29 protein-coding genes, 1 tRNA gene and 1 pseudogene are annotated in these 26,600 nt (G+C 61.2%); 9 read left to right on the top strand and 22 right to left on the bottom strand.

What is annotated here, in order from left to right; translation table 11 throughout:
• Window positions 1-869: 869 nt before the first annotated feature.
• Window positions 870-989, top strand: a pseudogene (locus C8K66_RS02765) (cell wall hydrolase); the annotation flags it as partial.
• A gap of 206 nt (window positions 990-1,195) precedes the next feature.
• On the opposite strand, the gene C8K66_RS02755 reads toward C8K66_RS02765, so the two are convergent.
• Window positions 1,196-1,282 (bottom strand) — tRNA-Leu (locus tag C8K66_RS02755).
• Between the two features lie 336 nt (window positions 1,283-1,618).
• On the opposite strand from C8K66_RS02755, the gene C8K66_RS02750 reads away from it, so the two are divergent.
• Window positions 1,619-1,807: a hypothetical protein gene (locus C8K66_RS02750; protein ID WP_046383560.1), complete on the top strand. Its 189-nt coding sequence runs from the start codon at window positions 1,619-1,621 to the stop codon at window positions 1,805-1,807.
• Window positions 1,808-1,870: 63 nt separating this feature from the next.
• Here the strand turns inward: C8K66_RS02750 and C8K66_RS02745 are convergent, their stop codons facing one another.
• Window positions 1,871-2,152 carry a hypothetical protein gene (locus C8K66_RS02745; protein ID WP_046383559.1) on the bottom strand — a complete coding sequence of 94 codons (282 nt, stop codon included), beginning with the start codon at window positions 2,150-2,152 and terminating at the stop codon, window positions 1,871-1,873.
• A 196-nt stretch (window positions 2,153-2,348) separates the two neighbouring features.
• Here C8K66_RS02745 and C8K66_RS02740 point away from each other — a divergent pair, with 196 nt between their 5' ends.
• A complete protein-coding gene (locus C8K66_RS02740) occupies window positions 2,349-2,807 on the top strand; it encodes a GFA family protein (RefSeq protein ID WP_046383558.1) in 459 nt (152 codons plus the stop codon).
• Window positions 2,808-2,809: 2 nt separating this feature from the next.
• On the opposite strand, the gene C8K66_RS02735 is transcribed toward C8K66_RS02740, so the two are convergent.
• The 10 genes from C8K66_RS02735 to C8K66_RS02685 form a co-directional block, all read right to left on the bottom strand.
• Window positions 2,810-3,337 (bottom strand): DinB family protein, encoded by a 528-nt coding sequence (locus tag C8K66_RS02735; protein ID WP_046383557.1) that lies wholly within the window; start codon window positions 3,335-3,337, stop codon window positions 2,810-2,812.
• A gap of 106 nt (window positions 3,338-3,443) precedes the next feature.
• Window positions 3,444-4,235, bottom strand: coding sequence for a hypothetical protein (locus tag C8K66_RS02730; protein WP_046383556.1), 792 nt, complete (start codon window positions 4,233-4,235; stop codon window positions 3,444-3,446).
• 18 nt (window positions 4,236-4,253) lie between these two features.
• Window positions 4,254-4,601 carry a DUF2493 domain-containing protein gene (locus C8K66_RS02725; RefSeq protein ID WP_046383555.1) on the bottom strand — a complete coding sequence of 116 codons (348 nt, stop codon included), beginning with the start codon at window positions 4,599-4,601 and terminating at the stop codon, window positions 4,254-4,256.
• Window positions 4,602-4,666: 65 nt separating this feature from the next.
• A complete protein-coding gene (gene mgtA, locus C8K66_RS02720) occupies window positions 4,667-7,381 on the bottom strand; it encodes a magnesium-translocating P-type ATPase (protein WP_057004183.1) in 2,715 nt (904 codons plus the stop codon).
• An 847-nt stretch (window positions 7,382-8,228) separates the two neighbouring features.
• Entirely contained in the window at window positions 8,229-8,840 is a 612-nt protein-coding gene (locus C8K66_RS02710) for a LysE family transporter (protein ID WP_017846331.1), read from the bottom strand.
• Between the two features lie 74 nt (window positions 8,841-8,914).
• Complete coding sequence (locus C8K66_RS02705; protein ID WP_108524190.1) at window positions 8,915-9,706, bottom strand: AraC family transcriptional regulator; 792 nt, start codon at window positions 9,704-9,706, stop codon at window positions 8,915-8,917.
• Window positions 9,707-9,756: 50 nt separating this feature from the next.
• Window positions 9,757-10,443: an arsenical resistance protein ArsH gene (arsH, locus tag C8K66_RS02700; RefSeq protein ID WP_108524189.1), complete on the bottom strand. Its 687-nt coding sequence runs from the start codon at window positions 10,441-10,443 to the stop codon at window positions 9,757-9,759.
• Between the two features lie 2 nt (window positions 10,444-10,445).
• Window positions 10,446-10,925 (bottom strand): arsenate reductase ArsC, encoded by a 480-nt coding sequence (locus C8K66_RS02695; protein ID WP_046383550.1) that lies wholly within the window; start codon window positions 10,923-10,925, stop codon window positions 10,446-10,448.
• Between the two features lie 13 nt (window positions 10,926-10,938).
• Complete coding sequence (locus tag C8K66_RS02690; protein ID WP_108524188.1) at window positions 10,939-12,222, bottom strand: arsenic transporter; 1,284 nt, start codon at window positions 12,220-12,222, stop codon at window positions 10,939-10,941.
• Between the two features lie 19 nt (window positions 12,223-12,241).
• The gene (locus C8K66_RS02685) at window positions 12,242-12,598 is read right to left on the bottom strand and encodes a metalloregulator ArsR/SmtB family transcription factor (RefSeq protein ID WP_057004218.1); all 357 of its coding nucleotides are present in this window, start codon (window positions 12,596-12,598) and stop codon (window positions 12,242-12,244) included.
• Window positions 12,599-12,775: 177 nt separating this feature from the next.
• On the opposite strand from C8K66_RS02685, the gene C8K66_RS02680 reads away from it, so the two are divergent.
• The 3 genes from C8K66_RS02680 to C8K66_RS02670 all read left to right on the top strand — a co-directional run bounded on the left by C8K66_RS02680 (window position 12,776) and on the right by C8K66_RS02670 (window position 14,066).
• Window positions 12,776-12,991 carry a hypothetical protein gene (locus C8K66_RS02680; protein WP_017846326.1) on the top strand — a complete coding sequence of 72 codons (216 nt, stop codon included), beginning with the start codon at window positions 12,776-12,778 and terminating at the stop codon, window positions 12,989-12,991.
• A 71-nt stretch (window positions 12,992-13,062) separates the two neighbouring features.
• On the top strand, window positions 13,063-13,758 hold the full coding sequence (locus C8K66_RS02675; protein WP_046383548.1) for an AzlC family ABC transporter permease: 696 nt from the start codon (window positions 13,063-13,065) through the stop codon (window positions 13,756-13,758).
• On the top strand, window positions 13,755-14,066 hold the full coding sequence (locus C8K66_RS02670) for an AzlD domain-containing protein (protein ID WP_046383547.1): 312 nt from the start codon (window positions 13,755-13,757) through the stop codon (window positions 14,064-14,066). The genes C8K66_RS02675 and C8K66_RS02670 overlap by 4 nt, the downstream gene beginning before the upstream one ends.
• A gap of 106 nt (window positions 14,067-14,172) precedes the next feature.
• Here the strand turns inward: C8K66_RS02670 and C8K66_RS02665 are convergent, their stop codons facing one another.
• Entirely contained in the window at window positions 14,173-14,430 is a 258-nt protein-coding gene (locus C8K66_RS02665) for a hypothetical protein (RefSeq protein WP_017846323.1), read from the bottom strand.
• Window positions 14,431-14,539: 109 nt separating this feature from the next.
• Here C8K66_RS02665 and C8K66_RS02660 point away from each other — a divergent pair, with 109 nt between their 5' ends.
• On the top strand, window positions 14,540-14,893 hold the full coding sequence (locus C8K66_RS02660) for a hypothetical protein (protein ID WP_017846322.1): 354 nt from the start codon (window positions 14,540-14,542) through the stop codon (window positions 14,891-14,893).
• Between the two features lie 143 nt (window positions 14,894-15,036).
• Here the strand turns inward: C8K66_RS02660 and C8K66_RS02655 are convergent, their stop codons facing one another.
• The 4 genes from C8K66_RS02655 to modA form a co-directional block, all read right to left on the bottom strand.
• Window positions 15,037-15,741: a YoaK family protein gene (locus tag C8K66_RS02655; RefSeq protein WP_108524187.1), complete on the bottom strand. Its 705-nt coding sequence runs from the start codon at window positions 15,739-15,741 to the stop codon at window positions 15,037-15,039.
• 283 nt (window positions 15,742-16,024) lie between these two features.
• Window positions 16,025-17,110, bottom strand: coding sequence for a molybdenum ABC transporter ATP-binding protein (gene modC, locus C8K66_RS02650; protein ID WP_371928127.1), 1,086 nt, complete (start codon window positions 17,108-17,110; stop codon window positions 16,025-16,027).
• A complete protein-coding gene (gene modB / locus C8K66_RS02645; RefSeq protein ID WP_017846319.1) occupies window positions 17,110-17,790 on the bottom strand; it encodes a molybdate ABC transporter permease subunit in 681 nt (226 codons plus the stop codon). Before modB ends, modC begins: the two co-directional genes overlap by 1 nt.
• Window positions 17,791-18,558 (bottom strand): molybdate ABC transporter substrate-binding protein, encoded by a 768-nt coding sequence (modA, locus tag C8K66_RS02640; protein WP_046383545.1) that lies wholly within the window; start codon window positions 18,556-18,558, stop codon window positions 17,791-17,793.
• A gap of 221 nt (window positions 18,559-18,779) precedes the next feature.
• Here modA and C8K66_RS02635 point away from each other — a divergent pair, with 221 nt between their 5' ends.
• Window positions 18,780-22,520, top strand: a complete 3,741-nt coding sequence (locus tag C8K66_RS02635; RefSeq protein WP_108524186.1) for a hypothetical protein — start codon at window positions 18,780-18,782, stop codon at window positions 22,518-22,520.
• Between the two features lie 6 nt (window positions 22,521-22,526).
• On the opposite strand, the gene C8K66_RS02630 is transcribed toward C8K66_RS02635, so the two are convergent.
• From C8K66_RS02630 to C8K66_RS02615, 5 genes are all read right to left on the bottom strand, one after another.
• A complete protein-coding gene (locus tag C8K66_RS02630) occupies window positions 22,527-23,588 on the bottom strand; it encodes a nitronate monooxygenase family protein (protein ID WP_046383543.1) in 1,062 nt (353 codons plus the stop codon).
• A 118-nt stretch (window positions 23,589-23,706) separates the two neighbouring features.
• Window positions 23,707-24,753 carry a bifunctional DNA-binding transcriptional regulator/O6-methylguanine-DNA methyltransferase Ada gene (ada, locus tag C8K66_RS02625; protein WP_017846315.1) on the bottom strand — a complete coding sequence of 349 codons (1,047 nt, stop codon included), beginning with the start codon at window positions 24,751-24,753 and terminating at the stop codon, window positions 23,707-23,709.
• Window positions 24,754-24,828: 75 nt separating this feature from the next.
• Window positions 24,829-25,494: a DNA oxidative demethylase AlkB gene (alkB, locus tag C8K66_RS02620; protein WP_046489457.1), complete on the bottom strand. Its 666-nt coding sequence runs from the start codon at window positions 25,492-25,494 to the stop codon at window positions 24,829-24,831.
• Window positions 25,495-25,498: 4 nt separating this feature from the next.
• Window positions 25,499-25,663 (bottom strand): hypothetical protein, encoded by a 165-nt coding sequence (locus C8K66_RS30935; protein WP_017846313.1) that lies wholly within the window; start codon window positions 25,661-25,663, stop codon window positions 25,499-25,501.
• Between the two features lie 26 nt (window positions 25,664-25,689).
• The gene (locus C8K66_RS02615; protein ID WP_017846312.1) at window positions 25,690-25,992 is read right to left on the bottom strand and encodes a DUF1883 domain-containing protein; all 303 of its coding nucleotides are present in this window, start codon (window positions 25,990-25,992) and stop codon (window positions 25,690-25,692) included.
• A 214-nt stretch (window positions 25,993-26,206) separates the two neighbouring features.
• Here C8K66_RS02615 and C8K66_RS02610 point away from each other — a divergent pair, with 214 nt between their 5' ends.
• Window positions 26,207-26,557 carry a hypothetical protein gene (locus C8K66_RS02610; protein ID WP_046383541.1) on the top strand — a complete coding sequence of 117 codons (351 nt, stop codon included), beginning with the start codon at window positions 26,207-26,209 and terminating at the stop codon, window positions 26,555-26,557.
• Window positions 26,558-26,600 lie beyond the last annotated feature (43 nt).

Below are 26,600 nucleotides of genomic sequence, written 5' to 3'. Positions count from 1 at the left end.
GATATTGATAACGGTGTGTCGGGCATCGTTCATGTGCTGTGTGGAAGATTGCGCTGGATGCTCAGCCCCTAGGCCTGCGGCCTCAAGAACACCACTGCATCTGGTAACCCGGTACCGCTCTGCTACGGCAAGCGGTGGGTAGGCGGGGCATTATGCCTTCGCCAGCGTGACCAAGCGTCTAGGTCATCAATGCGCTCAAGCACGCCGACCGGAGAGCGGAGTTGCGAGTCGATGCGTCAATGAGGGGGTTGTGTTTGGTCGGCAGGACGCAGGGAGAGGGGAGTTGCGGAGCAAGGCCTAAAATTGCGGAGCGCAAACATTAAGGGCCTGCATGAAGTTCATCATGCACGCCCTTGATATCCATGGTACCCGAAGCCGGAATCGAACCGTCACGCCCTTACGGGCGGGGGATTTTAAGTTCGCATGAGGGCACGTGTCGGGCGTGAACCTTTAAGCCCGGCGCCATCCGTAATTAACGGCGGAAGCGGAATTTTTGCCAGCCATACTTGAACCTGAAAGTTCCGGTATCTCCTCGTAGAACGTAGAGGCTGACCCTGTAAAAAGCAGTAAAACGAGAGAATCCAAGGTGTCTGATTTTTCTGTAGACCCAAACCCATCCGTGGCGATTGGTAGTTTTGGCGGGTCTCAACACGATTAACGCGTTCCTTCTGCTATGCGTAATTTGGCGCAGATGATAGCGATGTGCCCCATCTAGAGGCTGTCAAATAATAACGGTGCGGGAACTCGTTGTCGCAATAGCTGTATTGCCAATATTCATCTTGGTACTGCACCGCGCGCCCACGTAAACCAAGCTGCTGTTCACCTCTAATCTCCGCCGTTGTGCGGGGTATTTTCGTAGGGAGAAAAGTCTGACTGCAACCGGAACAGACCGGGACATCTTGGCGCGCCCCCTTTGGCGTGAGGCCCGTGGTGCAGGTCTGGACGGACAGATCGCCGTGGCCTGGACCATCCGTCACCGAGTGCTCAACGAATTCTCGCCATCACCGGTGACGGCGATCAAGGATTGATCGCGCTGTGGGTGTGCCCGGCGTATGTGAGGAGTGTTTCAAAATAGGCGTTGGTGTTCGGTCGGCAGGACGCCGGGGAATGGAGAGTTGCGGACCAGGTCTGAAAATTGCGGAACAAAAAAGATAAGGGCTCGCATGAAGTTCATCATGCAAGCCCTTGATATCTATGGTGCCCGAAGCCGGAATCGAACCGGCACGCCCTTACGAGCGGGGGATTTTAAGTCCCATGCGTCTACCAGTTTCGCCATTCGGGCGGCAGCGCGGTGCAGCAGGGTTGGGAATATATAGATCCGGGCGTCAGGGCGCAAGGTCGGAGGTTGCCTTTCTTGCACAAACACCGGGATGAAAAAGCTCGATAGATCAGTGATCTACATCGGCTTTTGAGCACAAGCCGAAGATTCCCAGGGCCGGCGAATACGCCTCATAAATGACAGGTGCGGCAATACGCCGTCACGCTGCTTCAGAGTGGACGACTCAGCAGTGGCGGCCTTGGGCATAAGCCGCTGCGACATGCGGTCCGCAACGGCGCTGGATGCAGGTGTAAGGTAGGCCGTGCAACGCTTGGAAATCTCAGGAAAAGCGAGGTGACTATGAGCGCTCCAACACTCAAGAAGCTGCATCTGAATGGGTATGACATCGTGCAGGTCAATTTCGGGCCGTGGCGGGTGTGTACGGCTCAGGACCGGTTGGCGTCCTTCGATTCCCGCGAGCAGGCGCTGGCCTATGCGGCCACGCTGTCGGTGCGCAAGGCGCGTGGCAGGCCGGGGTCCAATCAATGATGACTGAGTGATTGATTCAGCAGAACCAAGCCCCGGCGCAACCGGGGCTTCTGCTGTTTGGGATTACACGAAGGGCTGACCACTGAAGCCGCGTGGCAGGCGCTGCAACCCTGGCAGGTCGGTTAAGTGTTGCGCCCAGGCGCTGCGCCAGTCGCTGGAGGTGTGGGTCTTGGCTGCGCGCGAAGCTCGGCGGGCGGCGTTGCGCTGGGTGCGGCGCGCTTCCTTGTAGGCCTCGGTGTTGCGGCAGGTTCGGCATTTGACGCGGTTCAGCTCGGCGCTGGAGGGGAGGCTGCTGCCGTGATGGCCGCAGGCTAAGTGCCCGGCGACTTTGAAGTGAATGACCATGTAAGCGTCTCCTTCTTGGGGGTACGCGCATCTGCAGATCCACAATGCACGCGGGGAGGGCGGGCTGCGATTGATCCCGACACCTACAATTACGACCCCGCGCTGGTCGCAGCGTTCGGTTTACGGGCCTGGCCCTTCTCAACAGCAAGGCTCGACGTTACTCTGCCTCAAGTCCAGTCATAAAAAGGAGTGAGTGATGAGCGTCGAAAACCTGCCACGTGAAGGCAGTTGCCGTTGTAACCGCGTGCGCTTCAGTGTGAGCCAGCCCCCCGTGATCACCATGGCTTGCCATTGCACCGGTTGTCAGAAGATGACCGCCAGCGCGTTCTCCCTCAGTGCGCTGATTCCCGCCAGCGCGTTCACCGTGACCCAGGGTTGCCCGGTGATCGGCGGCATCCATGGCGTGGACCGCCATTACTTTTGCCCCCATTGCATGAGCTGGCTGTTTACACGGCCCCATGGCATCGATGAGTTCGTCAATGTGCGTGCGACGATGCTGGAGAATGCCGAGGATTATCCGCCGTTCATGGAAACCTGGACCAGCGAGAAATTGCCTTGGGCCACGACGCCGGCGGTCGAGCACTTTGCACAATTGCCCGGGCCGGAGGATTTTCCACGATTGTTGCAGGCTTACGCCGAGTTCAGCGCCCGCTGAGTTCAGTCGATCAGCGCGAGCAGGTCGGTATCGCCCACATCGTGTCCGGCCTGGGTCAGCAGTGTCGTCAGCTGGCCCCGGTGGTGGGTCTGATGATTGAAAAAATGCACCAGCAGGCCGAAGAACGGCTTGTCTGCCGCGACCCCGCGCATGTTGTGGTAATGCAGGCGCAGGTCGAGGTCAGGCTCGCGCAGGCTTTGCGCCCAGTCGATGATCAGTCGATCCAGCCAGGTGCGGTGGGTGGCCAGTTCGTGCAGGTCGGCGAAGGCCAGTTGCTTGAGATCGGTGGGGGCGGCAATGCCGCTTAACGGTGCCAGCGCCGCATGGCTGGCGGGGTGCTGGGCAAAGCGTTTGAGCCACACGGTGTCGCCCAGTGTCAGGTGGTTCAGCGTGCCGAGGATCGAGCCGAAAAATGCGCGGCGGTCCATCCGTAGTTCGGCGTCCGTCAGCTTCGCGGCCGCGTCGTAGACTTTACGGTTCATCCACTGGTTGTAGGTCGCCATCAGGGCGATCTGTTCGATACGGTTCACGGGCTTTCTCTCTGTCTGGGCGGCGCGATGGCGCCATCATAAGGCGTGCCCACCTCGCGGTCATCGGGTTCCGCCAGAGGACGCCATCCCTGCGAAGGCGTGACGCCTAGAAACGCAACGTGGCGCCGGTGGTCAACCATTGCGCGCGTTCAGCGACCAGGCTGCGCCCAACCACCACATCGACGTCGATCAACGGCCCAAGGTGGAACCGCGGCCCCGCTTGCCAGGCCTGCTCAGCGCCTTTTTGGCCGTAGCGCTCGACAATCAGCGTCAACGAGTGCGCTACCCGATATTCGGCGCCGGCGCCCCATGTGAGACGCTGGTTTTGCTCGCCGTCATCATACGCGTGGGTCCAGCCGGCATTCAGGTTCAGTCGCAGGGGCTCCAGCGGTTGCCACGTCAACGGCACGTTGAAGTCCGCGCCATCAAACGCATGTCGCCGGTCCAGGGCAACGTGGGCGCTGGCGGACACGGCTATCTCCAGGCGCAGGTCCTGACGTGACATTACCTGCGCCTTCACTTGCGGGCTCACTTGCGTCTCGCGGTTGGCCCGTGACAATGCCGCGCCCCATTGCACGGCGGGCAGGGCCTCGAAGGTGCAGGCAGGCGACAGTGTCTCATTGTGCGTGCCGCCGTCGTGTCGGTGGGCGCTGTACCAGGCGTCGACGTTGCATTCGCCCGGCGTATTGATCGCGCCGTCGTCGACTGCATAAGCGCCCCCTGCCGCGAAGGCCTTCGAGAGTAAGCTGATGAGCAGGACGACGCTGAGTGTAAGCCCGATAAACATCAGGTTGCGCCGTAACGCCCGCCGTTTGGCTGGCGGTAACAACAAGAGGGTATGGCGAGCGCCTCGATAGCGGGTAACCCTTTCAGAGGGTTGGCGGTGTTTTTTGTACATGTTGTGCCTCGCTTGAATTCAGCTTTCTACGGTCAGCACCGAAATGCCGCTGGCTTTGGCCTGACAGACCAGCTCTGACGTGTCATCGCCACCGGGCAGGGCGATGACCACATCAGGGCGGCTGTCGGTCAGCATGAAATGGTTGCGCTGGCGTTCCGCCTGCTTGCCGTGGCGTTGCCAATTGGGCGGATAACGCACCACGTCGATGCCGATTTCCCGCGCCCACTCCTCGATCTCGCTGCCGAGGAACTGGTTGCCGCCGTGGATCAATACCTGCACCGGGCGCAGGCGGTGGTAAGCGTCCAGCACGTGGCGGGAACGTTGGGTGTCGGCGTAATGACGACCTGCACAGATCAACACGCGCATGCTTGAAATCCTTGTAATGCACGGTGGCAGCCGAGCGACCGCCACCGTCTGAACGGCGGGAGTGATCAGTACCACTGCTTGAAGCGGCGGATGTAGATCGTCTTCATCAGTTGAGCCACGCAGCAGTAGCTGAGCAAGGTGCCTGCCAGCCATGGGAAGTACGCCAGCGGCAGCGGTTGCAGGCCCACCAGGGTGCCGAGCGGCGAGAACGGCACATAGATCCCCAGGGCGATCACCACACCGGTCATCAGCAACACCGGCCATGCCGCGGTGCTCTGGAAGAACGGGATCTTGCGGGTGCGCAGCATATGCACCACCAGGGTTTGCGAGAGCAGGCCCTCGATGAACCAGCCGGACTGGAACAGGGTCTGCATCTCCACGCTGTTGGCGGCGAACACGTACCACATCAGCGCAAAGGTGGTGATGTCGAAGATCGACGAGGTTGGCCCGATCCACAGCATGAAGCGGCCGATGTTCTTCGCGTCCCACTTGCGTGGCTTGGCCAGGTATTCCTTGTCCATCTTGTCCCACGGCAAGGCCAGTTGGGAGATGTCGTACATCAGGTTCTGCAGCAGCAGGTGGATCGCCAGCATCGGCATGAACGGAATGAACGCACTGGCCACCAGCACCGAGAACACGTTGCCGAAGTTGGAGCTGGCGGTCATGTTCAGGTACTTCATGATATTGCCGAAGGTTTCGCGGCCCTTGAGCACGCCTTCTTCCAGCACCATCAGGCTCTTTTCCAGCAGGATGATGTCGGCCGATTCCTTGGCGATGTCGGTGCCGCTGTCCACCGAGATCCCCACGTCGGCATCGCGCAGCGCCGGCGCATCGTTGATACCGTCACCGAGGAAACCGACAGTGTGGCCGTTGGCTTGCAGGGCCTTGAGCACCCGCGACTTCTGCAGCGGTGTCAGCTTGGCAAACACCGTGCGCTCTTCCACGCGGCGCAGCAGGGTCGCATCGTCCATTGCTTCGATGTCCACGCCGAGCAGCGGCTGGCCTGGGTCGAGGCCGACCTGGCGGCAGATCTTGCTGGTGACCACCGCGTTGTCGCCGGTCAGCACTTTTACCGCTACGCCGATCTGTTGCAGCGCCGCAATCGCCGGGCCTGCGGTTTCCTTCGGTGGATCAAGGAAGGTCAGGAACCCCTGGATCACCAGGTTGCGCTCATCGGCGGTGGTGTACTGCCGGCGCGCCAACGCGTTCGGGATATTGCGGGTGGCCACCACCAACACGCGAAAGCCGTCTTCGTTGTAGTCATTGGCAATCGCCAGCAACGCCTCGCGACGCCGCTGATCCAGCGGCACCGCGGCGCCGGCTTCGATCACGTGGGTGGCAATGCTCAGCATCTCTTCCACGGCACCCTTGCACACCAGCAGATGGTCGCCGGCGGCGTCCTTGACCACAATTGACAGGCGACGGCGTACAAAGTCGAACGGCAATTCATCGACCTTGCTGTAGGCAAACGGCGCCTGGAACTTGGGGTTTTGTGCCGAGAACTGCACCACGGCCTGGTCCATCAGGTTCTTCATGCCGCTTTGGTGATAGCTGTTGAGCCAGGCCAGCGACAGCACCGCGTCGTCACGCTGGCCAAAGGCGTTGACGTGGTGCTCGAGGATGATCTTGTCCTGGGTCAGGGTGCCGGTCTTGTCGGTACACAGCACGTCCATCGAGCCGAAGTTCTGGATCGCGTTGAGGCGCTTGACCACCACTTTGCGCTTGGCCATGGCGGTGGCGCCCTTGGCCAGGTTGGCGCTGACAATCATCGGCAGCATTTCCGGGGTCAGGCCGACGGCGACCGCCAGGGCAAACAGGAAGGCATCGCCCCAGTCACCCTTGGAGAAGCCGTTGAGGAAGAACACGATCGGCACCATCACCAGCATGAAGCGGATCAGCAGCCAGCTGACGCTGTTCACGCCGCGATCAAACGCGGTCTGCGCCCGGGAGCCGACAATCGCCTTGGCCAGCGAGCCGAAGTAGGTGCGCGGTCCGGTGGCCACCACCACGGCTTTGGCGCGGCCGCTGACCACGTTGGTGCCCATGAAGCAGATGTTCGGCAAGTCGAGCAAGTTGCCCTGGTCGGCGGCAAGGGTACTGGCGGACTTTTGCGTCACGTCCCCCAGCGTGTCGTATTTTTCCACGGGCAAGGCTTCGCCGGTCAGCACCGCCTGGCTGATGAACAGGTCACGCGACTCGATCAGGCGGATGTCCGCCGGGATCATGTCGCCGGCCGACAGCTGCACGATATCGCCGGCCACCAGTTCGCGCATCGGCACTTCGCGCAGGGTTGGCTGGGCGCCGACCTGTTCGCGGCGTAGTACGGTGGCGGTGGTGCGGACCATGGCTTTGAGCGTTTCGGCGGATTTGGCCGAACGGTGCTCCTGCCAGAACCGCAGCAGGCTGCTGAGCAGGACCATGGTCATGATGATGATGACTTTGGTCAGGTCGACTTCTTCACCGGCCTGCAACGGCAACCAGTAATCGGTGACGAAGCTGATCGCGCCCAGCGTCAGCAGCACATAGATAAACGGATTGTTCAGCGCCTGCAGGAACTGGATGAATGCGTGAGGCGGCTTGTCATGGGCGACTTCGTTATGGCCTTGCTGTTGCAGGCGTGCAGTGGCATCCAACTCGGTCAGGCCATCCAGAGTGGCTCGCACATTGGCCAGGGTGGCCGACAGGCCGTTATGGGCTTCGCGGGCGGCCCGCATTGATAGCCGAGCGTCGGCGTCGGTGCGGTTTTTGTTGGGCTGTGGCGGTTTTTTTACGGCGCTCATGGTGTGTACTCCTGTCGCCAGTTCTCGACAAAACATACCCGGTACTGACCTGATGACAGGCGAGCGAAAGCATGCCGAGCCGCGGACTTCGCGATCGGTTCAAATAAGGTGTTGAATAACTTTCAATGGGCCCGCTAAGTGCGCGTTAGTTACTGCGCGCGCAGCGGGCTACTACTGGAAAGGTTCATAAAAGAACTCCAGGGTATTGATCAGAAAGTTGCTGTTTCCAAGCGGTCAAGCGGCGCGAGTGCCCAGGTAAAGAGCGGGCATCAGGCGGGCTTCAGCCAGGTTGGAAACGTTACGTCTCTGTGGGTCTTGAGGGGCGGCGTGAGCCCAATGCTGCTGCAGTCGGCCAGTCGTCGGGCAGGCACGCCAGCGCGCCAGCGGATGGGCCGGGCGCATTCGAGGGGAGGGTACGGCAAAGGCCGGGCGGGCAACACAAACGCCTGCGGGCGCTCGGCACAGCTTGGCCCGCAGGGTCGCGGCCAGCGTTCGTACATCTTTTACAACAAAGGTTTGGAAGGTCATAACACACCTCGGGACCGGACGGGCGACCGGCGAGGCAGTTACGGTGGAGCACAAGCTCTAGCGCAGCTTACCGGACCGGAGAGGCAAGTCCTGTCATCTTCTGGGTTGGGCGCCCGATGCCCGCCAACGCGGTGCTCGGACAGCGACTAGATACTGTGTCCATTGGCTTCTTTTGTGAGGTTTAAAAAAGGCCCCAGTTGCGGGCAGGGGCAATCTACTCAGCCAGTTGCGGAATGTCAACGCATGATTAATTAAAATGCCAAGTGTTCAGAGTCTATTCAGATAAAACATATTCACAAGTTACCGGGCATATATAACTTCATATGCCTTGCGCGGCGAGAACGGCGAGATAGATCAAGACTACACCGCATGCCGCGTAACTGATGCGTTGCCAGGTCGGCGAGGCGTTCTTGCGCAGCAGATTGACCAGTGCGGCCGTCAGAAAACACGACAGCACCGAGGCCAGCATGAAACCGCCGAAAAACATCAGCGTCTGCGTGTGGCTGGGCGTAGCCCCGACGATGCCCGACAACGCACTGCCCAATGCCCCCCAGTACACAATGTTCTTCGGGTTGGCCAGCGAAATGGCTGCGCCCACCGCCAGCGCATTCGTGCCGGAGCCGGCCGGTGCGCTGTCGGCTGCGGGCAAACGCCAGGCGTCGAGCAGGCTGCGCACGCCGAGCCAGGCGAGATAGAGCGCGCAGAGGAGGGTCAGCGGCACGCGCACGGCGTCATGCTGGATCAACAGCGCGATGCCGGTCAGGCCGATCACGGCCCACACCGCATCGCCGACCAGCGAACCGACCTGCACCAGCAACGCCGGGGTGAAACCGTGTTGCAAACCACGGCGCAAGGTCTCCGCCAGCACTGCGCCGGGGGACAGGCAAAACACAAAACCGAATACCAGTGCGTAAAAGAAGATCGCCAGCATCCCTATGCTCCATCAAGTGATGGCGGGCAGTGTGCTGGCGCACGCACGCGTTGTCTTGGACCAGATTGTGCTGTTCAGCGTTTCGCCACACTCTGATAGCGGCCAGGCGTGAGGCCATAGGCGGCGCGGAAGTGCCGGTTGAGGTGGCTCTGGTCGGCAAAACCGAGCTGATGGGCGACCTCGCCGGCCGCCATCCCATTGCGCAACAGGCCTTTGGCGCGGCGCGTGCGCAATTGCATGGCCCACTGGCGAGGGCTGAGCCCGGTCTCTTTTTGAAAGGTGCGCAGCAGGTGGAACTTGGACAACCCCAGCGCCTCGCCGAGGTGGTCCAGGGGCAGCGATTGATGCAACTGTGCGGCGAGCAATTCCTGGGCGCGGCCGATCAGGCTTTTGCCGGCTGCCGCGTTGCCGGGCAAGCGCACGCCGCTGAGGCGGACCACTTCTCCCAGCAGCACAACCAGGGCGTCTTCGTTCAGCTCGCGGACCAGAACGTCGCCGCTCGATGCGCCTTTTGCCACAGCCGCCAGGCGCCGCGCCAGATCCGGCTGGAAACACAACGATCGATCGAATTCGACATGCGCCAACCCCAGGTCGGCGGCCAATTGCTCGGCGCTGACGTACAGGCTGACAAACTGCCACGGCGCGCCTTCCGCCGCACCGCCGCCCTGAATCTGCCCGGGGTTGTACAAGGTGATGGCGCCTGGCCCAGCCACGAATTCGCGGCGGTCCAGCCACACGTTTTCTTCGCCCATCAGGTTCACGCCGATCACGCATTCGTCGTGGCTGTGGCGGGCAAAGGTCAGGCCGGAGCAGTGGACGCTGTTGATTTCGTAGTCGCCCAGCCAGGCGTGTTGCAGGGTGCTCATGGGGTCGGCTCAGTCATGGGATGGACGTGAGCATACGCCGTCAGCCAGGCTCAGATCGACCGTTGATTGACCCGTTGCGACAGTTCTTCGGCGCTTTCCCTGCGCTCCGAGTAGCGGTCGACCAAATCCGGACGATCACGCAGCAGCACGGTGAACTTCACCAGTTCCTCCATCACGTCGACAACGCGATCATAGAGCGCCGAGGGTTTCATGCGGTCCTGATCATCGAACTCCATGAACGCCTTGGGCACCGAGGATTGATTGGGGATGGTGAACATACGCATCCAACGCCCGAGTACGCGCAGTTGGTTGACCGTGTTGAAGGACTGGGAACCGCCGCACACTTGCATCACCGCCAGGGTTTTGCCCTGGGTCGGGCGGACCGCGCCCAGGGACAACGGCACCCAGTCGATTTGCGCTTTGAACACCGCCGACATCGAACCGTGTCGTTCAGGGGAACACCAGACCTGGCCTTCCGACCATTGCATCAGTTCCAACAGCTCCTGCACCTTCGGATGCTCACGCGGGGCATCATCGGGTAATGGCAAGCCGCTCGGGTCGAAAATGCGCGTTTGTGCGCCCAAGTGCTGCAAGAGGCGCGCGGCCTCTTCCACCAGCAGGCGGCTGAACGAGCGTTCGCGGGTTGAGCCGTAGAGCAGCAGAATGCGCGGCGGCCGACTCGAATCGAGCGGGCCGGAGGTGATTAACGACGCGTCCAGATTGGGCAGGGTACTCATGGTTACTCCGCCTGCAACAGCGCAATGCGCTCGAGTTCGGCTTTCAGTTCGCCAGGGTTGAGGTCGGCAAAGGGCAGCGCGAAAAACGCCCGGCAGCGTGTGGCGATGGTGCGCAGCGTGGCGTCGAATGCGGCTTGGATGCTCGCCTCGTCGCCGTCGACATCCGAAGGGTCTGCCAACCCCCAGTGCGCCTTCAGCGCCGGGCCGAAATACACTGGGCAGGCTTCACCGGCGGCCTTGTCGCACACCGTGATCACCACATCCGGCGGGCTGCCTTCAAAGGCGTCGTTGCCCTTGCTGTACAAGCCCTGTGTGCGGATGCCCGCCGCCTGCAAGGTGCTCAGGCTGCGGGGCAGCACCTGGCCCTTGGGGAAGCTGCCGGAGCTGACCGCCTCAAACCCTTCTGGCGCCAGGTGGTTGAACATCGCTTCGGACAAAATGCTCCGGCAGCTGTTGGCGGTACACATGAACAAGACTTTCATTGGCGTATGTCCTTCAGAGGCTAAGACGCAAGGCGAGGGCGGCGAGAGTGATCAGCAACACCGGCAAGGTCAGGACGATGCCGACCTTGAAGTAGTAACCCCAAGTGATGGTGATGCCTTTGCGCGCCAGGATATGCAGCCACAGCAGGGTGGCCAGGCTGCCGATGGGGGTGATTTTCGGGCCGAGGTCGCTGCCGATCACGTTGGCGTAGATCATCGCGTCCTTGACCACGCCCGCGGCATGGCTGGATTCGATGGACAGCGCACCGATCAACACGGTCGGCAGGTTGTTCATTGCCGAGGACAACAATGCCGTCAGCACCCCGGTGCCCATCGCCGCGCCCCATACGCCGTAGGCGGCGAAGGTGTCGAGCCAGGTCGCCAGGTAAGTGGTCAGCCCGGCGTTGCGCAGCCCGTAGACCACCAGGTACATGCCCAGGGAAAAGATCACGATCTGCCAGGGCGCTTCCTTGAGCACTTTGCGCGTGGAGATCTTGTGGCCTTTGGCGGCGATCACCAGCAGCAACACCGCGCACACCGCAGAGATCGCGCTGATGGGAATCCCCAACGGTTCCAGGGCAAAGCAGCCGATCAGCAGGATACCCAGCACCCACCAGCCGGCGCGAAAAGTGGCGCGGTCGTGAATGGCGCTGGCCGGGTCCGCCAGGTCCGCCGGGTCGTAGGTCTGCGGAATATCGCGGCGGAAAAACCACAACAGCACCGCCAGGGTGGCGGCGACGCTGACCAGGTTCACCGGCACCATCACCGCTGCGTATTCATTGAAGCCGATCTTGAAATAGTCCGCCGAGACAATGTTCACCAGGTTCGACACCACCAGCGGCAGGCTCGCCGTGTCGGCGATAAACCCCGCGCCCATGACGAACGCCAGGGTCGCCGCCGGAGAAAAACGCAACGCCAGCAGCATCGACATCACAATCGGCGTGAGGATCAGTGCCGCGCCGTCATTGGCAAACAGCGCCGACACCAACGCGCCCAGCAGCACCATGTAGGCAAACAACCGCCGGCCGCGACCACGGCCCCAACGGGCCACATGCAGCGCAGCCCAGGCAAAGAACCCGGCCTCGTCCAGCAACAGGCTGATGACGATCAGCGCGACAAAGGTGCCGGTGGCATTCCAGATGATGTGCCACACCACCGGGATGTCCGCCAGGCTGATCACGCCGCAGGCCAGTGCGAGGATCGCGCCCAGGGTCGCGCTCCAACCGACACCCAGGCCTTTGGGCTGCCAGATGACCAGGATGATGGTGAAGATAAAAATCGCAATTGCGACAAGCATGAATAAACGCTCCGATGGCTCAACAGCAGGTGCTGGCTCGTTGTGGTCTGTCGCCCATTGCATCAAGACGCAGCGCGTCGTTTTGCAACCATGGCTGGTTGGCTTGCAGGGTGGTGTCCAGCACGTGAGTCACCCAGTCGGGCAGTGCCGGATTGATGCGGTAGTAGATCCATTGCCCTTGGCGACGATCCTGCAGCAACCCGCAGTTGCGCAGTTGCGCGAGGTGGCGGGAGATTTTCGGCTGGCTGTCGTCAAGTGCGTGGATCAGTTCGCACACGCAAAGTTCGCCTTCGCGCAGGATCAGCAAGGTCATTCGCACGCGAGTGGCATCGGCCAGGCATTTGAATAGGGTTGGAGGTGAGAAAGGGACTGACACGGTCAAGGCCTGCTCGTATAGGTATATCCGAATATACGTATTTCCATATATTTCAGTCAAATCCTGTTTCAATTGATATGGATCAAATGTCTGGAAACACGCCACAAGTGATTGAAATTAAAATGAAACACAAATGTCCTAAAGTGCCTGCCCATAGCTGATGAAGGAATACCACGCGTGACCCGTGCCACTCGCAATCTGCGCAAGACCCTCGATTCCGTCGCGGAAAATAACGAAACCGCGGCGTTCGATCTGATGCGTGCCGTCGAAAAACTCGGCGATGAAGTGCTGCGCCAGCGCTTGCTCAATACCATCCACCGTCTCAACCAGGACGCCTATGAACTGCGCGAAGCGCGGGACTCGGTGGAACTGGTGTCGGTAAGGCTCGCCTGAGCAAGATCGTTCAAGACAACCTGCATATTGCGCTGGCATGCTTGTCGACTGTCTGTCGATGAGCGGTTCCCATGCCTACTGCTTTACCTCACTACGCCTTCGCCCGTGGCGCGATTGCTGTCATTCCGTTATCCCTGGCGTGCGCGCCCTGGGGCTTGCTGGCTGGCTCAATGGCCATCGAAGCGCACTTTTCTCCGCTCGAAGCCCAGGGGCTTTCCGCCATCGTGTTTGCCGGTGCCGCGCAACTGGTGGCCATCGGCATGGTCAAGAGCGGCGCCAGCCTGATCTCCATCTTGCTCACGACTTTGCTGCTGACCTCACAACATCTGCTGTACGGCATGCATCTGCGCCCCACATTGTCCGTGCTCAAACCGCGCTGGCGCATGAGCCTGGGTTTCCTGATGACCGATGAGTTCTTCGCCCTGGTCAGCCAGTACGACCGCGAAACCTTCAACCGCTGGTACGCACTGGGTGTTGGCCTGACGTTCTATATTGCCTGGAACCTGTTCACCCTCGCCGGCATTGTCCTGGGCAAGAGCATTCCTGGGCTCGAACACCTGGGCCTGGAGTTCTCGATTGTTGCGACCTTTATCGCGTTGATCACGCCCGTGGTGCGCGATGTGCCCACCGTGGTGTGCGTGGCGGTGGCGCTGTTGTGCTCGGTCGGCTTGAGCTTCCTGCAGTGGGAGTCGGCCGTGGTGGTATCGGGTGTGTTGGGCATGAGTGCAGGGTATGCCTGCAAACGACTGGGAGTCGGGCAGGCATGATTTTTGTGATGATTGTTGCAATGGGCTTGATCGTATTTTTTAACCGCTACCTGTTTATCGAACCGCGCCTGCCCGTGCGGCTCACCCGCGGTGCGCGGGAGTTTCTCGGGTTCGCGGTACCGGGCATGCTCACGGCGATTTGCGGGCCGATCATTTTCTTTGCCGACCACCGGCTCAACCTGAGCCCGGCCAACCCCTACCTGCTGGCCGGGATCTGCGCGGTGGCGCTGATGGTCTGGACGCGCAATGTGCTGCTCACCGTGCTGTTGAGCATGGCGTTGTTCTACCTGTTTCGCTGGTGGTTCTAAACACACCGGCGAAAAAAAGCCCGCGGGAGGGCGGGCTGAAGGAGACTTCTAAAAATGAGCCCGGCCATTATCGGTGGCGCGTTCTCCTGTCACAGTGAAACTAAATTCATTCGGTGGGCGGCGTCGCCTTCTTTTTCGCCTTGGCCTCGGCCGCCAGGCACTCCAGCGCGAACTGCTCGGTGTAGGTCATCTGGATCGGCGTACTTTCGCCTTTCACCGTGCGCTCGCCGTCGAGAATGTAGCGAATGCGCTTGTCCGTCACGCCAATGCGCTTGGCGATCCACGTGGGCGTCTGGCCGATGCGGCTGATCAGCTTGTCGGCATAGTCGGTGGATGGGTTGTAGCGTTCGGCATTGGGTGTCATCGGTTTTCCAGGTAGAAGCGAACTCGCAAGTAGGCGACAGGGTGACGTAATAATCCGTGAGTGTCGCCTGCTAATGGTAGAGTCGCGTTTTTTTCCAAGGAGCGATGGCATGCGGAAACTGGTAATTGGCGCATTGGTACTGGCAGCACTGGCCGGCTGCGCGGGCTCGAAAATGAACGCGGCACGCACCGGCACGCCCTACAAGACCTTGGCGTCGGACAAGGCTGCGCTGGTGGTTGCCCAATGTATCCAGTTCGGCTGGCAGGACGAGGCGGTGTTTGGTGTCGACGCCGGCGGCTTCAAGGAGCCGATCGGGGCGGGCGGTTTCACGGTGTACACCACCGGCGGCGATTACTTTGCCGACGTGCGCAGCGCAGGAGCCGGTTCCTCTGTCGATTACTACACCGCCGAAGACTCCATGGTCGCCAAGCGCCGTTTGGCCGCACTTGCGACTTGTCTGTAATCCGTTGCCGTAGTGATTTTAGGAAATGCCCGGCGGGACAGTTGCAGGGCATTATCCTATGATTCCCCCGCTCGCTCGACGTAATAGCTCTTTACCAGTACACGGATGTCGAGGCCGTCACGTCGGGCGAGCCTCCCTGATCATCAGCGCGGCATATAACCCAAGTGCCAGCGCCGGGGGATCTTCAGTGACACCAGGCCCAAAACCGCAGCCAGCGCCCCGCTGACCAGCAGCGCACCCAAGCCCATGCGGTGCTCGAGCAACGCCCCGATCACCGCCCCGATGAACATCCCCGTCCAGGGGACCAACTGCACGCGCCACCCGTTGCGACGCTCCCCCAGCAGCCAGCGTCCCAACCCGCGACCAAAGCGTGACAGCGCGCCGGTGACGTAGGTAAGCCCCACCGGCAAGCCGTTGACCTCTTCGACGGCGGCATTGAGCATGCCCATCGCCACAATTGCCGCGAGCAAGGCGGGCAGCATATCGGCGAACGGCCACAGCGCGCCGCCGCAGAGCAGCGCCGCGATGCACAGCAGCAGGGGCAGGGCGTGACGGCCGCTCATGCGGCTGACCACGATACCCAAGGCGTTGCCGACCACGAAGGTCGCGACCAGCAACAGCAGGCGCCCGGTCAGGCCCGGGTCACCTTCGCTGATCGCCACCGCCAGGCGCGTGGTGTTGCCGCTCATGAATGAGACAAAGTCGCCGCTGGCCATGAAACCAATGGCATCGGTCATGCCCGCCAGCACAGACAGGCTGGCCACCAGCATCATGCCGACACGACCCCGCCATTGCTGTTGACGGGCGAGTACGACGTTGGCGTAGGGCTTTTGGGACGAAGGCAGCATCGGGCCGGGTTCCTCGGTGAGATTATGCGGCCACTACCGTAAGGCGCTTTGATGTCTGGCGCAATGACCTCAGGCAGCTTCCAGCCTCCAGCCAGCGTCATGCCAGACCAAAGTATGAGAGGACTCGATCGCCTGTAAAAAACTCGAGGTGTGACACTCCCGTTGCGTAGGTAATGTCCTTGCAGGTCGCGGGGCAGGTCGGCGGACGGCAGGTTACAAACAGATCAGGCCGGTCTGTCTGATTGACTGCAACGCAAGACGCTGCGGCCACAAGGTTTCGCGGCTACGCCAGCACCGCCACCGCCTTGATCTGTGCCCACAGCGTCTGGCCGGGGTGCAGTTGCAACTGGTCGCGGGAGAAGCGTGTGATCCGTGCCAGCAACGGCGTGCCGCCGGCATCCAGGCGCACCAGCACATGGGCGCTGTTGTCCGCCGCAATCTCCTGGGTGACCGTCACCGGCAGGCGGTTGAGGATGCTGCTGTGGGCTTCGGCCTGTAAGTTGAGGCTCACGTCCCGCGCCTGCACCTTGACCCGCAGGGCTTTGCCCAAGGCCAGCGGCGTATGGGCGACGCGCATCTGCAAGGCACTGCCGGGCAGTTGCAGGGTCAGCAATTGATAGTGCACGTCGTAAGCGCTTACCGTGCCGTTGATCACCACACCGGCGTCGTCGCCCAAGGCCAAGGGCAAATCCAGCCGCGCCAGGGTTTCACCGATGGGGCCGCTGGCCAGGGCCTGGCCGTCGCGCAACAACACGATGTGATCGGCCAGGCGCGCCACCTCGTCCTGGGCGTGGCTGACGTAGAGCACCGGAATGTCCAGTTCGTCGTGCAGGCGTTCCAGGTACGGCAGGATTTCACCTTTGCGTTGGCTGTCGAGTGCCGCCAGCGGTTCGTCCATCAATAACAGGCGCGGGCTGGTCAGTAGCGCGCGGGCGATACCGATGCGCTGGCGCTCGCCGCCGGACAAGTGCTGCGGATGCCGCTCAAGCAAGTGGCCGATGCCCAACAGTTCGGTGGCGTGGGCCATGTCGACGCGACGTTGCGCACGCGGGATGCGCTTGAGGCCGAATTCCAGATTGGCGCGCACCGACAGATGGGGGAACAGGCTCGCTTCCTGGAACACATAGCCCAGCGCACGTTTATGCGGCGGTACGAACAGCCCGTTGCGGCTGTCTTGCCAGACTTCGTCGTTGACCTGGACAAAACCGTCCTCGGCACGTTCCAGCCCGGCAATGCAGCGCAGGCAGGTGGTCTTGCCGGAGCCGGAATGCCCATACAGCGCGGTGACGCCGCGACCGGGCAGTTGCAGGTCCACTTTCAGGGCAAAGGCGGAATACGTGAGGTGCAGGCGTACATCGATCATCGGCATCAGCTCCAGCCCATCTTGGTTTTACGGCTGGAGTAGAGCGCCAGCAACACGAGGAACGCGAACACCACCATGGCGCCGGCCAGCCAGTGCGCCTGGGCGTATTCCATGGCTTCGACGTGGTCGTAGATCTGCACCGAGACGACCCGGGTCTTGTCCGGGATATTGCCGCCGATCATCAGCACCACGCCGAACTCGCCGACGGTATGCGCAAAGCCGAGAATCGACGCGGTGATAAACCCCGGGCGGGCCAGGGGCAGGATCACGCTGAAGAACGTGTCCCAGGGGTTGGCGCGCAAGGTCGCGGCCACTTCCAAGGGGCGTGTGCCGATGGCGGAGAAGGCGTTTTGCAACGGCTGCACCACGAACGGCATGGAATAGATCACCGAGCCGATCACCAGCCCGGCGAAACTGAAGGTCAGGGTGCCCAGGCCCAGCCATTGGGTGAACTGGCCGAAGTAACCGTGCGGCCCCATCGTCAGCAGCAGATAGAAGCCGATGACCGTGGGCGGCAGCACCAGCGGCAGGGCGACCACCGCGCCGATAGGCCCGCGCCACCAGGAGCGCGTGCGCGACAGCCACAGGGCAATCGGAGTGCCGATGACCAGCAGGATCACCGTGGTCAGTGACGCCAGTTTGATGGTCAACCAGATTGCGGAAAAATCGGCACTCGATAGCGGCATTTAGAGCTCGTAACCGTAGGACTTGATAACGGCAGCGGCTTTCGGCCCTTTCAGGTACTCGACCAGCGCCTTGGCTGCGGCGCTGTCTTTGCCCTTGTTGAGGATCACCGCATCCTGTTTGATCGGGTCATGCATGGACGCCGGGACGATCCACGCCGAACCGCTGGTGACTTTGCCGTCTTTGTAGATCTGCGACAAGGCCACAAACCCCAACTCGGCATTGCCGGTGGAGACAAACTGATAGGCCTGGGTGATGTTCTGGCCCTCGACGAGCTTGTCCTTGAGCTTCTCGGTCAAGCCTTCCTTGGCCAGCACTTGGGTGGCGGCCAGCCCGTAGGGCGCGGCTTTCGGGTTGGCGATGGACAGGTGCTTGAACGCGTTCTGCTTGAGCACATCGCCCTTGGCATCGACATAACCTTCCTTCGCCGACCACAGCGCCAGGGTGCCGACCGCGTAGGTAAAGCGCGAACCCTTGACGGTATCGCCTTCGGTTTCGAGTTTTTGCGGGGTGGTGTCGTCGGCGCTGAGGAACACTTCGAACGGCGCGCCGTTCTTGATCTGGGTATAGAACTGCCCGGTGGCACCGTAGGCGGCGATCAGCTTGTGACCGGTGTCCTTCTCGAAATCGGCGGCAATCGCCTGGATCGGTGCGGTGAAGTTGGCGGCGACGGCCACCTGGACTTCATCGGCGTGGACCGCAGCGGCGGTGACAAGCGCAATGACGGCCGCCAGGCCGGGGCGAATCAAGCGTGGGAGGCTGAAGGTCATGGATAGCTCCGTATGAGAAGGAAAAAAGCCAGTATTGAGCGCTGCCGGACCATGGGGGGCGGTCAAGCGGTGTATGTATAGGTATATAGCGAAAAAATGGCAAGGGGAATCCGCCGGCCCCGCGCTGACATTTCCCGGCGGCAACGGCCCGCCTCCTGACAGCCAATGCACGGGAACCCGTTGATAGTGCAGCTCCTTTAGCCGGCAAAGGAGCAAGTGCCATGCAAAGGGAATATGCCTATATCAACGTCGGTGCACCGAACAACCTTACCAGCGAGGCCGCCGTGAAAGCCTGGCTGGACCGCGTACTCAGCGCTTCGGCACTGGAACCGCAGGCCAAGGCGCTGATCACCACGCAATCGTTGATACCGGTGGAGTTTTCGATCCTGGAGGAGGGGGCCGAGCCGGGAAGTCCTGCGTTGATTGTCGAGCGCCAGGAAATGCCCCTGTGGAAAATCCTCGACAAGCGCTTCACCTGGCGCGCGAGTGTCGGAAAAAACCAATCGACTGACAGCGTGCAGGTCAATGTCCTGTTTCCCAAGTTTTACGGGGCATTGGCCCAACGCTTGACGGCCCATCGATACTTTCTCGACAGCCTGCGAGTGTCAGGCCAGGCCCAGAGTGTCGAGTGGGAAGAGCGTGGCCTGGCGATCGCGACACGGCCTTTGCTCAAGACCGAGGTGGTGCTGTTCTCCGTGTGGGGGGCCAGTAAGCGCCTGCTTGCGGATATCTGGTTCGATCTCCCGCTGATTTCCCTGGGGGCCGGGCAATGGCCCAGGGCGATTGGCACCAGTTGGCCGGGGATGCGTATTGGCGCACGCAGCGGTGATCACATTCGTTATTCCGATGAGCCCGGCAAAAACACGCTGTGGGTCAAGCCGTTCGGCGAGGCGGTACTCGACGCCGATTTCAGCATTTTCCCGCGCTGGACGCCCCGTGCCGTCCTCCTCGCCGACCAAGCGCTGAAGGCCGACGAAGTGATCGAGGTGACCCTGAGCGCAATGCCTTATCAGGCCGATGAGGAGCGCTACATCATCGAGGTTCCGGCCTCGCGCCGCGCCGCTGCGGATTGGCACTACTATCTCAGCGTCTACATGAGTTACCGCTGCCCCTGGGTCAACTGCGGCGTCTTGCAGGAAGACGGCGGCATCCGGCTGCAGAGCGAGCGGCCCAATCAATGGTTCGTGCGCTGCGATGCCGCGCGGCTGTTTATAGCGGTCAGCATTCAGCCCCGCGAACGTACCGGCTGGAAGGCCCCCACCGCGCCCCCGACGCCCGAGGCAACCACGACCCAGGCCTGGCAAAAATGGGATGGGCTGAGGGAGAGCGTGGGCAATAACAAGATCGCCAAAGACTATATCGAATCGTTGATCGATCGCTGCCTGAAGAAGTCCGGTTTGTCTCAAGACACCCAGCAATTGTTCAAAAAAGAACGCCAATTCAAGTTCAAATACCTGATAGGCCACCCCACATATTCTCCTGGCGTGAGTGCATTCGTGCCGCCACGCTACAAGTACTTTTCCTTTGAACAAGTGCTGTTGGGTGAGCCGCAACGGCGTGCGTACTTCCAGGAAAAACTCAGTGCCGTGCATGTGCAGGGGCAAGCCTTGCCAGCGTCGCAAGTCGCGACATTGACCGGGATGCGTGACGTGTTGCTGGCTGACTTCCTGGCGGATATCGATGCGCTGGCCGCCAGCGACGACTACCAGAAACTGTTCGGCGAAACCTGTGACGCCCTCGCCAGGGTGCGGGTCGCACGCTACCTCGCGCAAGTCGATGCAGCCGACGAAGACTTGCGAGGGTGTGCGTTCCGCTACTTGAAAGGCGAGTTGAAACCGCGACTGCTGCTATTCAATGAAGCGGTGGTGCCCAATGCGATTGTGCTCAAATTCAACTCACAGAAGGCATTGCTGATATCCCTCAACTTCACCGAGCTCAAGTGGGCGGTCTGGGCACCAAGCACCACCGCCGGGCAACCCTCGGAGGTGTTGATGCGATTTGTCGCGGAACATTCCCCTTTCCCGCAGAAAATGAACCTGGTGCCTCAGGATTTTTTTCCGCAAAAAAAACGCTATGGCTACCATTACCGGCGTTTCGCCCCGGAGCCGGTGTCCTTTCGTGATACCCAGCACATCAACGCGCAATTGCAATTGGCGGCCATCGCAGATATCAAGGGGCAGGTCGACTACGCAGTGTTTTCGTCCGACGAAGAGCGGCGCCGGGTAAAACTGGCGATGTTTAAAAGTGTCGCCCGTGCGGTGTCCGGCCTGGTGACGGCGGCCGTCGGGCCTCTGAGTGGGTTGGGCGCGCTGCTGCTTTCCGGCATGGCGCGCTTCATCGCCAATGTCGGTGATGTCGGCCTTACGTATGCGTTGGCGCAAAATACCGATCGTCCCGAGGACTACGCCCACTACATCCATGAGTGCAAGCTGGGGGTGCTATTGGCGATGGTCGACCTGGGGGCCGACCTGCCCAGCGCCAATGCCAAGTTGCGTATATTGCTCAAGCAGTCGACGCTCGGCGGTCGGACTGTCGCGCCGATTCTGAATGCGCCCATAGACTACGACGTCCCGATAAAGTTGAAACAGACCAGTGAGTCCGAGACTTTTGTCTCCACGCCATTCTGGTTGATCGACCTGCGCCAGCGCATGGAAAAATCCTTCGACGACCGGGGCAAAGGCGCCGAACTCAAAGGTTACCTCCAGGCAACCGCCACCTGCGGTTATGCCGAGGCGAAAAGCTGTTCCGACTTTTTGCGCAGTCAGCGCTGGGAGACACAGGCCGTCGGCGTGCTGATTTTCTCCGAACTCGGCGATCAGCGCCCGCAAACGCATTTTGCGTTGTCGATTCGGGATGCGACGGACACCGCGATGGTCGATTTCAGCCTGGGCGACCTCGATGCCTCAATGAACGGTCGCGGCTATTTCGGTACGTTGAAAGGCTGGGAGGACTGCGTGCGCGGGTTGCCGGCCTTGGAGGGCGCGTTGGTGATTTACAAGTTTTATCCGGACTTTGCCAACGCAAGCCTGGAGGTTGACGGGGCGTTTGCGCTGGGCATCAGTTGGAGCCCCTTCGTCAATAGCGGCGATTACAGCGTGCTGTCGTTTCCCCTGGATTTCGTCTGCGGGGTTCGCGAGCAGTTGGAGCGTGTCTGGGCCCAGGTCTTTCACCAGTTGCCGATCAATGCATCGCTATCGCTCAATGAACCGGCGACCTTCAATCAGTCTGAACTGCTGGCGCAAGTCAGCAACCTCAGCGGCCTGGTCGACGAGGCGGAAGGGCTATTGCGGCGCACCATTGGCGTGCAGGCGATCGGTGAGTTGCGGGCCTTGATGCTGGGCTTCCTTCAGGCATGGCGTAACGAACCGCGGGGCGGCTATCGAGAACTGATGGAGGGCGTGATGGCTGAGGAGGCAGACTTGGTCAACCAGGCATTGATCCACCTCGAAGCCCTGCAGGCCGGTTTGCCAAGCACGCTCGCGAGCGCGCAAAACGCGCTGGTCGATTGTGTCGACTGGGTCGCGGTGCGGGCCGGAATCGACGACGATGCGTGGCGACTGTTATTTAAACAACAACTGGAACTTCATGTGTCAGGCGAGCAGGCGACGGTGGATTTATACACCGCCGCTGAACTGGACGCGCTGTATGAACAGCTAGCCCGGGGCCAGCAGCGCGAGTGTCATCACCAGCGCAGCTCCGGTTATGAGCGACTGACCATGACCAGTAGCCGGGCGTTGCTGGGGATAGGGTTGGGATTGATCCGCAAGATGGCCCCGGAGCGCCAGGCCGAATGCTGTTTCGCGCTGATCATGGCGAGCCAGCCCTACGACGACAGCAACGAACACTTTGCCCGAGTCGTATATGGCATCTGTGCGTTGCGCCAACAGCGGTTTACTGTGTTGACGCCGCTGCACGAACGTCGGCTCAGCGGCCTTCCACCCGCAGAGCCGATACTGATCTGACTTGCGCTACCGAGACAGCCGGCTCAAGGCTTGTTCTGCCAGCCAGGTGGTCAGCTCGCGGGTTGCGAACGGATGCCGCAGGCCCACCGCCTGGCCCGCCCACAGGTTGCTGAAGCCGGCTTCATCCTTGGCCTTGAGTGGCAGCAACGCACCGCCGGCCCTGGGGAAGGCCGGGGCCAGCGGGTTGATCGCGCCGAGTTCTCGCATCACCCGGTTGACGATGCCGCGTGCCGGTCGGCCGGTGAACAGGTTGGTCAGCGCGGTTTCGCTGGCCTGGGCGTGACGCAATGCGTGGTGGTGCGAGGGGCTGACCGTGGCTTCGGGGGTCAACAGGTAAGCGGTACCGATCTGCACCGCCGAAGCACCCAAGGCAAAGGCGGCTGCGATGCCGCGTGCGTCAGCGATACCGCCGGCGGCGATCACTGGCACGCTCACGGCGTCGACGATCTGCGGCACCAGCGCCATCAAGCCGATCTGGCTGTTGAGGTCGTCGCTGAGAAACATACCGCGGTGGCCGCCGGCTTCAAGGCCCATGGCGATGATCGCGTCGCAGCCATGCTGTTCCAGCCAAATCGCTTCTTCGACGGTTGTGGCCGATGAAAGTACCTTGGCGCCGGTCGCTTTGACGCGGTCCAGTAAGGACTTTTCCGGCAAGCCGAAATGGAAACTGACCACCTCGGGACGGAACGCTTCCACCACTTCACAAGCCGCTTCGTTGAACGGCGCACGGTTGGTCACCGGCGTCGGAGCATCAAAGTCGGCGCCCAGTTCGCGGTAGTAGGGTTGCAGCAGGTCTTTCCAGCGCCGATCACGGGCGTCGTCCGCCTCGGGCGGTTGATGGCAAAAGAAGTTCACGTTGATCGGCCGCGTACTGGCCTGACGGATAGTGCTCAACGCATCGCGCAATTGCTCGATACTCAGCGCCGCCGCCGGCATCGAACCGAGCGCGCCGGCCTCGCTGGCGGCGATGACCATTTGCGCGGTGGTCGCACCGGCCATGGGCGCCTGGATAATCGGGACATCGATGCCCAGCAGATCGAGAATGCGCGTGTCTGGCCAGGTGCTCATGGGATGCGTCTCCAGCGTTGGTAAGAGTTTTCGCTGTTTTAGCAGGGCCCTTGGCATCCGGCCAGTCTGTTTTATTCACTGGACGCAGCCTGGGTTTCGTGTAGTGGCGCGGGCTGTTTTAGCGATCGCGCTCGCGTTCCAGCAACTGGCGCTTGCGCTCCACACCCCATCGGTAGCCCGACAACTCGCCATTACTGCGCACCACGCGGTGGCAGGGAATCGCCACTGCGAGGCGATTGGCGCCACAGGCCTGGGCCACGGCCCGAAAGGCGGTGGGCGCGCCAATCCGTTCGGCGATCTGCGCGTAGCTGGCGGTGCTGCCCACCGGGATGTCGCGCAAGGCCTGCCATACCCGTTCCTGAAAGGCCGTGCCGCGCAGGTCCAAGGGTAAGTCCAGGCCCAGGGCCGGGGCTTCTATAAACCCCACCACCTGGGCGACCAACTGTTCGAAGGCCGGGTCCGCGCCCAGCAATTCGGCGTTGGGGAATTGGTCCTGCAGATCGCGCACCAGCGTGTCCGGCTCGTCGCCCAGCAGAATCGCGCACACGCCGCGATGACTTTGCGCCACCAGAATCGCGCCGAGGGAACATTGGCCGACGGCAAAATGGATGTGAGTATTCGTGCCGCCGGCTTTGTAATCGCTTGGCTTCATGCCAAGCAGTTGGTCCGCCGATTCATAGAAGCGGCTGTTGGAATTGAAGCCGGCGTCATACAGCGCGTCGGTGACTGTGTTGCGACCTTTGAGCCCCTTGCGCACTTTGCGTGAGCGCTGGGCGCTAGCATAGCCCTTGGGGGTGAGGCCGGTGACAGACTTGAACACGCGGTGGAAATGGAACGCACTCAGGCCGGCTTGCTGTGCCAGTTGGTCGAGGCTGGGCGGGGTTTCGGCGTGTTCGATCTGCCGACAAGCGTTGGCCACCAGTTCGGCGTGGCGTGCCGCGCGTTGCGTCTGGTCACCGGTCGCGCGTTTGCTTGGGCGATAGCCTGCCGCCTCGGCCTGTTGAGGTGTCTCAAAGAATTCGACGTTTTCCGGGCGCGGCAAGCGCGAGGCACTGCTGGGACGGCAATACACACCGGTGGTTTTTACCCCATAGACGAACAGCGCGTCGGCCTGAGGATCACGGGCGAGGATCGCTGCCCAGCGCGGGTCATGTTCGTTATTCATTGCCTGCTCTCATGACGGGTCACGGCCAGATTAGTCGTGTCGCGGCGGCCTGGCACTCTGAAGCTTGCGGTCAAATCAGCCGGCGGTGCGAAAGGTCAGGTTGATGCGTTGCGGGCCCATGACCGGATGCGTGCCGTCCTTGACCGGCATGACTCCGTGGAAGCGCAGACGATCAACCCCGCCCCACACCACCACATCGCCATGGAACAACGAGATTTTTTGCGGCTTGTCGCTGCGTGCATGGCCGCCGAACAGGAAGATCGCCGGCAGCCCCAGCGACACGGAAACCACCGGCGCGGTATAGCAGCGTTCGTTCTTGTCCTGGTGCAACGACATCTTCGCCCCCGGCACATAACGGTTGATCAGGCAGGCATCGGGCACAAAATCGCTGAACCCGGCGTCGGCCGCCGCGTGTGCCGCCAGTTGGCGCAACGTTTCGGGCATGGCTGGCCAGGGGTGGCCACTGCGCGGGTCAAGCGCGGTGTAGCGGTAGCCGCTGGGATCGGTGGTCCAACCCAGTTCTCCGCAACTGCTCAGCGCGGCCGACATGGTGAAACCACCGGGCGTGACCATTTGCCGAAACGGCGACTGAGCCAGCACGCAGCGCAACGCTGGCAGAAGATGCTCAATCCAGGGCAGGGCATAGCCCCTCAGAACGTGGGACTGTTCGCCAATCTGCTCACGCCCTGCGGGTTGTTGCAGGGCGTCGTCGGCGAACAGGTCGACGGTCGGGCCGGGCATGGGCTTACAGCGCCTTGCTCACGTTGATGTCAGTGATTTCATCGCTGGCGTCGTGAATCTTCGCCAGTACTAGCTTGGCTTCTTCGACGCTGTTGCTGTGCAGTTGGGCAAACTCAAAGCGGCGTTCGCCGTTGAGTTTGTACTTGATGACGTATTTGGTCGTGGTCACAGCTTTTTTCCTGTCGAGTGTTCGGGTCAGCTCAATTTGCTGTTGGTGCGACGAACGATGCGGATCTTGTGGGACAGCGCAGGTTTGCGGGTAACGCTGATGGCGCGGCGCGTCACAACGTCCAGGGTGATGTTCCAGAAACCGGTGCTCGGTGCGGTGATTTTTGCCGGGAACTTGTCGAACGCGCCGCCGTGGTAGGTGTGACGACCGCCATTCTTGAAACTGCGAAAATTCGCATCGCTCATCAGACGAATATTACAAGTCTGTGAGCATTCGATGACGACAATATCTCCCTCGTTGAGGTGCTCACGCTGGTGGATGAATTTCATGGGCGGGTGTCTCCAGAAGGGCTTTTTCTGAAAAATCAGAACGATACGTAGGTTAAGATAGAGTTTATCAGCCCCAGCGCGTTTATTATCGGGCCGTCGTCGACGACTTCGACAATTTAAAACAGTTATTTACCGAGTTATCAGGGATAAATCCTACGTGGGCGGGAGAAAATTACCATCCCCGCTGTCCTAGGGTCTTTATCGGAGGTTTTATATGAAGTGGAGTGTGTTGGTTCTGGCCTTGGCGATAGGTGGGTGTGCTTCGGTTGCAGATATCAAGCAGACCCCCCCGACCTTGGCGGTCATTTCAGGGAAAAAACCGCAGGAATATGCCGCCTGTGTGGTACGCAAATTGTCGACTACCCGCCGGCCGCCGCAGATCGAGCCGCATAAAGACGGCGTGCAGGTGATTGTTCCGCAGAAATTCTCCGCTGACCCGTCGGCTATTTTCGAGATTGACGAGCGCTCCAGTGGCAGCAGCATCAAGCTCTACGAGAGCATGTCCAATGTGCCGATCCGCCCAGGCGATGTGAAGAAGGCCGGGGAGGACTGCATTTCCGGCTGAGGCCGCGCGTTTACACGGTCCGTTTGAATCCGATAAAAAAGCC

The organism is Pseudomonas sp. GV105, assembly GCF_003058185.1.
In the GTDB taxonomy this organism is placed as follows: Bacteria; Pseudomonadota; Gammaproteobacteria; order Pseudomonadales; family Pseudomonadaceae; genus Aquipseudomonas; species Aquipseudomonas veronii.
The sequence above is the reverse complement of the archived record's forward strand: the minus strand, read 5'-3'. Positions and strand labels throughout refer to the sequence as shown.